10 protein-coding genes are annotated in these 10037 nt (G+C 72.7%); 8 read left to right on the top strand and 2 right to left on the bottom strand.

The window, feature by feature from the left end:
- Positions 1–92 precede the first annotated feature (92 nt).
- The 5 genes from DN069_RS27245 to DN069_RS27225 all read left to right on the top strand — a co-directional run bounded on the left by DN069_RS27245 (position 93) and on the right by DN069_RS27225 (position 6449).
- The gene (locus DN069_RS27245; RefSeq protein ID WP_111505298.1) at positions 93–788 is read left to right on the top strand and encodes a rhomboid-like protein; all 696 of its coding nucleotides are present in this window, start codon (positions 93–95) and stop codon (positions 786–788) included.
- 327 nt (positions 789–1115) lie between these two features.
- Positions 1116–2831, top strand: coding sequence for an ABC transporter substrate-binding protein (locus DN069_RS27240; RefSeq protein ID WP_111505296.1), 1716 nt, complete (start codon positions 1116–1118; stop codon positions 2829–2831).
- Positions 2832–2842: 11 nt separating this feature from the next.
- The gene (locus tag DN069_RS27235) at positions 2843–3874 is read left to right on the top strand and encodes an ABC transporter permease (protein WP_341538509.1); all 1032 of its coding nucleotides are present in this window, start codon (positions 2843–2845) and stop codon (positions 3872–3874) included.
- Positions 3871–4857 carry an ABC transporter permease gene (locus DN069_RS27230; RefSeq protein WP_111505292.1) on the top strand — a complete coding sequence of 329 codons (987 nt, stop codon included), beginning with the start codon at positions 3871–3873 and terminating at the stop codon, positions 4855–4857. Before DN069_RS27235 ends, DN069_RS27230 begins: the two co-directional genes overlap by 4 nt.
- A gap of 2 nt (positions 4858–4859) precedes the next feature.
- Positions 4860–6449: a dipeptide ABC transporter ATP-binding protein gene (locus tag DN069_RS27225; RefSeq protein WP_111505290.1), complete on the top strand. Its 1590-nt coding sequence runs from the start codon at positions 4860–4862 to the stop codon at positions 6447–6449.
- A gap of 7 nt (positions 6450–6456) precedes the next feature.
- Here the strand turns inward: DN069_RS27225 and DN069_RS27220 are convergent, their stop codons facing one another.
- Positions 6457–6792 (bottom strand): hypothetical protein, encoded by a 336-nt coding sequence (locus DN069_RS27220; RefSeq protein ID WP_111505288.1) that lies wholly within the window; start codon positions 6790–6792, stop codon positions 6457–6459.
- A gap of 165 nt (positions 6793–6957) precedes the next feature.
- Here DN069_RS27220 and DN069_RS27215 point away from each other — a divergent pair, with 165 nt between their 5' ends.
- Positions 6958–7173, top strand: coding sequence for a dodecin (locus DN069_RS27215; RefSeq protein WP_111505286.1), 216 nt, complete (start codon positions 6958–6960; stop codon positions 7171–7173).
- Between the two features lie 359 nt (positions 7174–7532).
- The gene (locus DN069_RS27210) at positions 7533–7988 is read left to right on the top strand and encodes a GNAT family N-acetyltransferase (protein WP_111505284.1); all 456 of its coding nucleotides are present in this window, start codon (positions 7533–7535) and stop codon (positions 7986–7988) included.
- A 16-nt stretch (positions 7989–8004) separates the two neighbouring features.
- On the opposite strand, the gene htpX is transcribed toward DN069_RS27210, so the two are convergent.
- Positions 8005–8949 (bottom strand): zinc metalloprotease HtpX, encoded by a 945-nt coding sequence (gene htpX / locus DN069_RS27205; protein ID WP_279387934.1) that lies wholly within the window; start codon positions 8947–8949, stop codon positions 8005–8007.
- 216 nt (positions 8950–9165) lie between these two features.
- Here htpX and DN069_RS27200 point away from each other — a divergent pair, with 216 nt between their 5' ends.
- Positions 9166–10026 (top strand): 3'-5' exonuclease, encoded by an 861-nt coding sequence (locus tag DN069_RS27200; RefSeq protein WP_111505280.1) that lies wholly within the window; start codon positions 9166–9168, stop codon positions 10024–10026.
- Positions 10027–10037 lie beyond the last annotated feature (11 nt).

Raw genomic sequence — 10037 nt, 5'->3', positions numbered from 1 at the left:
CGTGTCCGCGAGCCCCGCCGCGGACCTGTACGACCGGCACAGGCTACGCGGCCTGCGGTTGCCCCCGTCCGCCGTCCGGGTTACAAGGGATCATGGAACTCGTCGCGGCGGGGGGCCGGATCGGTCGGGGCCGACGGGCCGTGTGGGCCTACGTCCGCAGGGCTCCCGGCACCTTCATCTGGCTGCTGATCCTCTTCGTGACGACCGTGGTGATCCGGCACGTGGATCCGCACACGGCGGACCGGATCCTGCAGCGGCACTCCACCAACCTGCACTACCTCTCGACCCAGCCGGTCCGGGTGCTGATCACCAGCGCCTTCTACATCGCCGGCGGCGGGTGGTGGTTCTACCTGGTGCTCTACAACATCTTCCACGTGCCGGCCGAGCGCTGGCTGGGCACCGCGCGCTGGCTCGCGGTGGTGCTCATCACGCACGTCGGCGCGACGTACATCAGCGAAGGCGTGCTCTCCTGGGCGATCAACCACGGCATGGCGCCGGAGAAGGCGCGCTTCACCCTCGACTACGGCGTCAGCTACGCGCTGGCGGGGGTCGAGGCGGTGCTGGTCTACCTGATCGCCAAGCCGTGGCGGTACCTCTACCTGGTCGGGCTGCTCGTCTTCTACGGTCTCGGCGTCGTCCGGAGCCGCGACTTCACCAGCGTCGGCCACTTCAGCGCGCTGCTGCTGGGCCTGGCCTGTTACCCGCTGACGCGCAGTCGGCCGGGCTCGTGGGATCCGGTCGCCACCGTCCACGCTGTCCAAAACTGGTTCCGGCATGCGAGATCCTAGACACCGTCATGTTGACTGGCCTTATTCAGCCCCCCTACAGTCCATGACCATGCACGCGCACCACCACCTCGCCCCCGTCCAGCCGACCTACCAGGTCACGCTGCTGGCGATGTGTGCGCACAGCGTGTCCGACAACTTCTGTTGTCGCTGACGCAGGCGGGCCGCTGCCCGCTCGTTCCTCCTGCTGCCGCATTCTGAGCAGCCAGGTCTCAGCACCTGAGAATTCCCCCCTTTCCGGCGCGGCCCCTGCCGCCGTGCCGCGCCGCGCGTGCGCCCCGCCGCGCGGACTCCCCCTGCCCGGGCCGTCGCCCGACCAAGGACACCACGATGCTTCGCCCTGCCCGAATAGCGCTATTCACCGCCACCGCTGTCGCCCTGACCGGCTCCCTCGCCGCCTGCGGCGCCGGCAGCAGCTCCTCCGCGAGCTCCTCGGACGCGTTCTCGGCCGCGAACTGCCAGGGCGGCACGCTGCGTGTCCTCGACAGCGCCAAGAACACCAAGGGCTTCGACCCGGCCGTGCTCTACACCTCCGGCGGCGGCGCCATCCCGCGTCTGCTCTTCCGCACCCTGACCACACGTCAGAGCGTGGCCGGCACCAACGGCACCAAGGTCGTGCCGGACCTGGCCACGGACACCGGCACGCCGAGCCAGAACGCCACCGTCTGGACCTACCACCTCAAGTCCGGGCTGAAGTACGCGGACGGCACACCGATCACCGCCGCCGACATCAAGTACGGCGTCGAGCGCTCCTTCTCCCCGCAGCTGGCGGGCGGCCCGCCCTACCTGCGCGACTGGCTGGTCGGCGGCGCCGACTACCAGGGCCCGTACGGCGGCGGCACCACCGACCTGGCCTCCATCGCGACGCCCGACCCGAGCACCATCGTCTTCCACCTGCGCAAGAGCGAGGGCGACTTCCCCTATCTGGCGGCCGAGACGCAGTTCGCCCCGGTGCCCAAGGCGAAGGACACCGGCAAGGAGTACAACGCCGACCCCGTCTCCTCCGGCCCCTACAGCATCGCGGGCTTCACCAAGGGCAAGGAGCTCGACCTCGTCCGCAACAGCTACTGGTCGCGCAGCACCGACCAGCAGCGCCTGGCCTGCCCGGACCGGATCGACATCTCGCTCGGGCTCTCCTCCGCCGTCATCAACCAGCGCCTGAGCGCCTCCGTCGGCCAGGACGCGAACGCCATCACCACCGACACCTCGCTGGACGCGCCGACCCTGGCCAGGGTCTCCGCCGACCCGGCGCTGAAGAAGCGCGTGGTGACCGGCAAGTTCCCGCAGATCTTCTACCTGGCCTTCGACCTGAAGAAGGCCCCGTTCGACAACCAGCTGGTGCGCGAGGCGCTCTCCTACGCCGTGGACCGCACCGCCCTGGTCAACGCCGAGGGCGGCACCCAGCTGGCCGTGCCCAGCACCACCTTCACCCCGGAGAGCCTGACGGCGGCTCACCAGGACTACGACTACTTCCCCGCGGGCGCGACCGGGAACCCGACGAAGGCCAAGCAGCTGCTGGCCCAGGCCGGCCACCCGAACGGCATCACCGTACCGCTCGCCTACGACACCGACGACGTGAACACCGGCGCGCCCGCCGCGACCGCGCTGCAGCAGGCCTTCGCCAAGGCCGGCATCACCCTGCAGCTGCAGCCGCTCAGCGACGCGGACTTCAACAGCACCGTCAACACCCCGGCGACCCAACCCGCGCTCACCCTGACCAGCTGGGGCGCCGACTGGCCGAGCGGCGGCCCGTTCCTGACGCCGATCTTCGACGGCCGTCAGATCGTCACCGGCGGCGGCAACTTCAACCTGGCCCAGTACAACGACCCGGCCGTGAACGCACAGATCGACAAGATCAACCAAATCACCGACTACACCGCCGCGCAGCAGCAGTGGGCCGCGCTCGACGCCCAGCTGGGCAAGCTGGCGCTGACCGTGCCGCTGTACGAGGAGGCCACCAGCGTCCTGTACGGCTCGCACGTCAAGAACGCCTACCTGGACCAGTGGCGCGGCTGGTACGACATCGCCTCGGTCTCGGTCAAGTGATGAGTGGTCACGTGACGCTCACCAGCACCGAACCCGGTGCCGCCGTCGAGTCGGCCGCCGCGCTCCCCACCGGGGCGCAGCGGCCGGCCGGCGGCGCGGCCGGAGTGTGGGCCCGCCGCGGCGGGCGCGCCGCCGCGGTCACCGTGGGTCTGCTCGTCCTCGTGGCGCTGACCGCTCCCTGGCTCGCCGCGCTGGAGGGCCAGGACCCCAACTCCTTCCACGACACCCTGCTCAACTCCGCAACCGGCGGCAGCCCGAACGGCACGTTCGGCGGAATCAGCGCCCAGCACTGGCTGGGCGTCGAGCCCACCACCGGCCGCGACCTGTTCGCCCGGCTGGTCTACGGCGCCCGGGTCTCCCTGGGCGTCGCGCTCGGCGCGACGCTCGGCCAGCTGCTGCTGGGCCTGCTGGTCGGTCTGGCCGCCGGTCTGGCGGACGGACGGCGGGGCGGCCGCTGGGTGGACGCCCTGCTCAGCCGGGTCACCGACCTGGCGCTGGCGCTGCCGACCTTCTTCTTCTCCATCGCGCTGCTGGCGGTCGTCCCGCAGTCGTTCCCGCGGCCGCTGCTGCTCGGCCTGATCCTCACGGGTCTGGGCTGGGCGCCGATCGCCCGCATCGTCCGCGCCGAGACGCGGGTGCTGCGCGAACGCGAGTACGTGGCCGCCGCGGTGCTGACCGGCGCCGGCAGCTGGCGCATCGCGCGCCGCGAGATCCTGCCGGGCCTGGTCGCGCCGGTCGCCACCTACACGGCGATCGTGATCCCGCAGAACATGGTCGCCGAGGCGGGCCTCTCCTTCCTCGGCCTGGGCGTACGGCCGCCGACGTCCTCGTGGGGGCAGATGCTCTCCACGTCCACGACCTGGTTCCAGGTCGACCCGACCTACGTGCTCGTCCCGGCGCTGACCCTGCTGGTCTGCGTCCTCGCCTTCGCGGGGCTGGGCGAGGCACTGCGGGTCGCCTTCGACCCGAAGTCACCGGTCCCGGCCCACACGCGGCGCGGGCGCCGGAAGCAGGCCGCGGGCAAGAAGGGGGAAGCCCGGTGATCCGATTCCTGCTCCGCCGGCTGCTCGGCGCCGTCGCCGTGCTGCTGGCCCTCGCCGCCCTGTCCTACCTGCTCTTCTACGCGATGCCCGGCGACCCGGCACAGCTCGCCTGCGGCAAGGGCTGCACTGCGCCGCAGCTGGCGCAGGTACGGCACGCGCTCGGCACCGACCAGCCGGTGCTGCGGCAGTTCTGGACCTTCCTCACCACGCTCGCGCTCGGCCACGGCTTCAGCACCGGCCCGTCCACGGTCTGGTGCTCCGCGCCCTGCCTCGGCTACTCGTACCAGAGCAACGAGTCGGTGACCCAGATGCTGCTCGACCGCCTGCCGGTCGACGTCTCGCTCGCGCTCGGCGCGGCCGCGATCTGGCTACTGCTCGGCATCGGCACCGGCCTCTACGCCGCGCTGCGGCCCGGACGCCTGCGGGACCGGGTCGTCAACGCCGTGATCCTGACCCTGGGTTCGACGCCGGTCTTCGTGATGGCGCTGCTGCTGCTCATGGGCGCCTGCGTCTGGCTGCAGCTCCTGCCCTTCCCCAACTACGTGCCGCTGACCGAGGATCCGGCGCAGTGGGCGCAGAACCTGCTGCTGCCGTGGCTCGCCATCGCGCTCGTCTCCGCGGCCGGCTACACCCGGCTCACCCGGGCCGGAGTGCTGGAGACGCTGAACCAGGACCACATCCGCACCCTGCGCGCCTACGGCTACCCGGAGCGCCGGATCGTGCTGCGGCACGCCGTGCGCGGCGCGCTGCCGACCGTCGTCACGGTCGCGGCCATGGACATCGGGATGGTGCTGGCCGGGGCCGTCTTCACCGAGACCATGTTCGGCCTGCCGGGCCTCGGCAAGCTGGCCGTCGAGTCGGCGAGCACCGTCGACCTGCCCGTGGTCTGCGGGATCACCCTGCTGGCGGGCGCGCTGATCGTCGTCGCCAACACAGTCGCCGACCTGCTGCACGCGGCGCTCGACCCCCGAGTCAGGATCTGACCATGACCGACCCCGTTCTGCAGGTCGAAACCGTCCTGCAGGTTCAAGACCTGCGCGTGATCCACCCCGGACCGGTCACCGCGCTCGACGGGCTCTCCTTCGAGCTGGCGCCGGGTCAGGTGCTGGGCCTGGTCGGCGAGTCGGGCTCCGGCAAGTCCGCTGCCGCGCTCGCCCTGCTCGGCCTGCACCGCGGCACCCCGACCCGGGTCGAGGGCGCCGTGCTGCTGCACCGCCCCGACCGTCCGGCGCTCGACCTGAACCGGGCGAGCGACACCGAGCTGCGCACCGTGCGCGGCCCGGAGCTGGCCATGGTCTTCCAGGAGCCGCTGACCAGCCTGGACCCGTACCGCCGCGTCGGCACCCAGATCGCCACCGCCTACCGCCTGCACACCGGCGCCTCCCGCGCCGACGCCCGGCAGCGCACGGTGGAGGTGCTGGAGCGCGTCGGCATCGACCCGAAGCGGGCCCGCGACTACCCGCACCAGTTCTCCGGCGGCATGCGCCAGCGCGTGCTGATCGCGATGGCCCTGGCCCTGCGCCCCCGCGTCCTGGTCGCGGACGAGCCGACCACCGCGCTGGACGTCACCGTCCAGGCCCAGATCCTGCGCCTGCTCGACGAGTTGCGCGCGGAGACCGGCATGGCGCTGGTGCTGGTGAGCCACGACGTCGGCGTGGTCGGCGGCCTGGCCGCCGAGGTCGTGGTGCTGCGGCAGGGCCGGGCCGTCGAACGCGGCGCCACGGGCGCGCTGCTCGGCCGCCCCGAGCACCCGTACACCCGCGCCCTGTTGGAGGCGGTACCACGACTGGACGCCCCACTGCCCGAGCGGGACGCACCGGCGGCGGACGACGTCCTCGTCGAGGTGGAGGGGTTGCGCGTCGACTTCGGCTCCGTCCGGGCGCTGCGCGGCGTCGACCTGACGGTGCGTCGGGGCGAGACCCTGGGCATCGTGGGCGAGTCGGGCTCGGGCAAGTCGACACTCGGTCGCACCCTGGTGCGCCTGCAGGACCCGAGCAGCGGCGTCGTCCGCTTCGAGGGCGCGGACCTCGCCTCCTGGCGCGGCGGGGAGCTGCGCCGTCGGCGGCGCGAGCTGCAGATGGTCTTCCAGGATCCGACCTCCTCGCTCAACCCGCGCCGCCTGATCGGCGACTCGGTCGCCGAGCCGCTGCGGGTGCGCGGCGAGCGCGACGAGGCGAAGCTGCGTGCCGAGGTCGTGGGCCTGCTGGAGCGCGTCGGCCTGACCTCCGACCACGCGGACCGCCACCCGCACCAGCTCTCCGGCGGCCAGCGCCAACGCGCGGCGATCGCCCGCGCGCTGATCCTGCGCCCCAAGCTGATCGTCTGCGACGAGCCGGTCTCCGCCCTCGACGTCACCACCCAGGCCCAGGTCGTCGGGCTGCTGCGCGAACTGCGCGAGGAGTTCGACCTGACCTTGGTCTTCATCGCCCACGACCTCGCCGTGGTCCGCTCGGTGAGCGACCGCGTCGCGGTGATGCGCCAGGGCGAGATCGTCGAGACCCTGGCGGCCGCGAAGCTGACCGAGCCTCAGCACGCGTACACCCGCGCCCTCCTGGACGCGGTGCCGCGGTTGTAGGGCCCTGCTACTGCCCCACGAAGGCGTAGCTGCGGAAAACCCGAGCGAGGCCGCCGGGTCCGCCGCCGACGGATGTGTTCGTGGAGAGGTAGTCGTTCGTGCCGGTGCAGTTCGCGGACGCGTACAGGCGCATGTCGGCGAGCGTGCCGTCCATCACCGCGGTCACGCCGATGGGCGCGAACCGGTGGCAGGAGGTGGCGGCCGGGTTGGAGACGATCTGGACGACGGACCCGTCGCTGTTCGTCGCGGTCACCGTCCCCTGCGGCGGGTCCGAGCACCCGGCCAGCGCCACGACGAGCGCGACCCCGCCCAGCAGGACTGCGACGGTTCGGCTGCGGGACATGCGTCCTCCCGAGGCTCGGCGGCGGGCCTGTCGGCCCTGCTCCGACGCTACGCAGGCCGCGCCGACGCCGCAGCCGGGCCGCGCCGTCCGGGTGAGCGGGCCCGCGTGGCGGGTGGTGGCACCCTGCGCGAAGGTGGAGTGAGCTGACCATCGATGGAGGCTGAGATGAGCGACCACACCTACCGCGTCACCGAGATCGTCGGCACGTCGTCGGAGGGCGTCGACGCAGCGATCCGCAGTGCGCTCGGGCGCGCGGCGAGGACCCTGCACGGGTTGGACTGGTTCGAGGTGACCCAGGTCCGCGGCTCGATCGAGAACGGCGAGGTCAAGCAGTTCCAGGTCGGCCTCAAGGTCGGCTTCCGCCTCGACGAGTCCGCCTGACGGCCGACGGGGGACGTTGCACTCTCCAGGGGCGCGGGGCTCTGTTGGATCAACCGCCCGCGGCGGAGCCGCAGGTTGGCAGAGCCTCGCGCCCCTGGAGAGTGCAACGTGCGGGCGGCGTGGCCGGTGAGGTGGCGCAGGTCCAGGCCGAGCCTCGCGCCGACGAACGCCCGTTGGGACGTCAGCACGCCGCGCGCTCCCTCCGTCCCCGCACCCCGTTCTCCCGATGCTCACACGCCCTGCCCGCACCGGCGACCCGGCCCACCCGTCGGCGCAGCGGCGGCGCCGTAACGCACCGGACATCTGAATCGACTTGTCTGTATGTCACTGAGGAACGTCACGGGAGAGGAACGCCACGCGTGAAGATCGCTGTCGACGACCTGTCGGGTCCGCAGATCGTGGGCTTCCTGGAGGAGCACGTGCGGCAGATGCGGGAGATCTCGCCGCCGGAGAGCAAACACGCGCTGGACCTGGACGGACTGCGCCGCCCCGAGGTCACCTTCTGGTCCGTCCACGACGGCGCCGAACTGGTGGGCTGCGGCGCGCTCAAGCGACTCGACGCCCGGCACGCCGAGCTCAAGTCCATGCGGACAGCCGTCGCCCGCAAGCGCGGGGGCGTCGCGACGCTGCTGCTGGAGCACATCCTCGGCGAGGCGCGGGCGGCGGGCTTCACGCGGGTCAGCCTGGAGACCGGCTCCGCCGCGTTCTTCCTGCCCGCGCGCCGCCTCTACGCCAAGTTCGGCTTCGCCGAGTGCGCACCGTTCGCCGACTACCGGCCCGACCCGCTGAGCACCTTCATGACCCGGACGCTGTGAGGCCGGGGCGGCGGCCTCAGGACTCGCCGAGGTCCGCGGAGATGCGCTCCAGCGCGTCGAGGCGGGACTGGAGCGGGGGGTGGGTGGAGAAGAGCTGGGCGAGCTTCGACTCCCCCTCGCCCTCGCCGCCGGAGGGCACCGGAGCGAAGAGGAAGGCGCTGAACGCCTGCGCGGTGCGCAGGTCCTTGACCGGGATCCGGCCGGCCTCGCCGCTCACCTTGACCAGCGCGGAGGCCAGCACCGACGGGCGTCCGGTCAGCTGCGCCGCGGAGCGGTCGGCGGCGAACTCGCGGTAGCGGGAGAGCGCGCGGATCATCATGAAGCTCAGCGCGTAGACGGCCGCCGAGACCACCACGACGGCGGCGACGATCATCGCGGTGTTCTGGTCGCGGCGTCCCCGGCCGCCGACCAGGCCGGAGTAGAAGCCGATCCGCACGCCGAGGCCGGCGAGCACGCCGAGGAACGAGGCGACGGTGATCACCGCGACGTCCCGGTGGGCGATGTGCGACAGCTCGTGGGCGAGCACCCCGTCCAGCTCGTCACTCTCAAGACGGCGCAGCAGGCCCGTGGTCACGCAGAGCACGGCGTGGTCGGCGTTGCGTCCGGTGGCGAAGGCGTTGGGCAGCTCGGTGTCGGCGACGGCCACCTTCGGTTTCGGCATGTTCGCGAGCGCGCAGAGCCGGTCGACGGCGCCGTGCAGCCTCGGCTCCTCCTCGGGGGTGACCTCGCGCGCCTTCATCGCGAAGAGCGCGACCCGGTCCGAGAACCAGAACTGCGAGGCGAGCAGACCGCCCGCGATCAACACGACGAGCACCGCCGACTTCAGCAGCGCGATCAGCACCGCCGCGAAGACGACGTAGAGCAGGCCCAGGAGGAACACCACGGTGACCATACGCACCGTGAGCTGGCGGTCCGGGGCGAACCGGGACCGGGAGCGGGGAGAAGAAGAGCGAGATCGCACGGTGATCGCCTCCGCGAGAGCACAGAACCGCGCCCCGGCACTTGTCCGTGCCGGACGCCTCCAGGGTAGGCGCGTCGACGCCGGAACGGACAGATCGCGGCACTTTTCGTGTCGGCGGGATCCGGACGGCGGCTGTCAGACCCGGCGGCTACATTGCGAGAAAGATCAGGGGAACAGCCCGAGGCGCCCAGAGGTGCGGGGCCGGGAGAGAAGACGATGCGCGATTCACAGCTGCGGGCCGGGGTCCGGCGCCTGCTCGGCCGCCTGGGCCGGTCCGGCCGGGCGGGCGGGCGCCGGCGGGCGTCGCTGAGCTGCTTCGACGCGGGCTCGCTGACGCGCTCCCGGCGGCGGGTCGTCGACCCGCGCGCGCTGGTGTTCGCGGCCGTGGATCTGGAGACGACGGGCCTGCGGCCCGGCGTCGACCGGGTCTGCGAGGTCGGCGTGGTGCGCTTCCGGGCGGACGGCCGAGTGCTGGACGAGTACGCGACCCTGCTGGATCCGCAGGGCCCGATGGGGGCGACCTCGATCCACGGCATAGCCGCGGCGGAGGTCCATGGCGCGCCCACCTTCGCCGAGATCGCCCCCGAGCTGGAGCGCCTGCTGGCCGGCACGGTGGTCGTCGCGCACAACCTGCCCTTCGACGACGCGTTCCTGGCGGCGGAGTTCCGCCGGGCGGGGCGTCCGGTCCCGCGGTGGCCGGGCCTGTGCACGCTGGTGACCGCCCGCGCGCAGCTCGCCGGCTCCGGCTTCGGCCTGGCCGCCCTCCACCGCAGCCTGACCGCCGCCGCGGTGGACGCTCCCCACACCGCCCTGGGCGACTGCCGCGCCACGGCCGAGGTCCTGGCCGCGCTCCTGGCCCAGGCCCCGACCGCCCTCCGCTACCGGGGCCGCCTTCCCGCCCCGGCCGCCCTGGCTCCGGTCCCGGCCCTGGTCCCCTCCGCCCCTCGCCGCCCACCCGCTGGGGGCACCCCCGGCCGAGGGCCGGCAGCGGAGTCGCCCCACGACGACACCACGACACCCCATCACACCTGGCGCCCCCGGGAACGCGCGCCCGAGTGGCCCCGAGGCACCGCCTGAGGGCGCGACGC

Origin of the sequence: Streptacidiphilus pinicola, assembly GCF_003258295.1 — a bacterium.
Classification (GTDB): Bacteria; Actinomycetota; Actinomycetes; order Streptomycetales; family Streptomycetaceae; genus Streptacidiphilus; species Streptacidiphilus pinicola.
The sequence above is the reverse complement of the archived record's forward strand: the minus strand, read 5'-3'. Positions and strand labels throughout refer to the sequence as shown.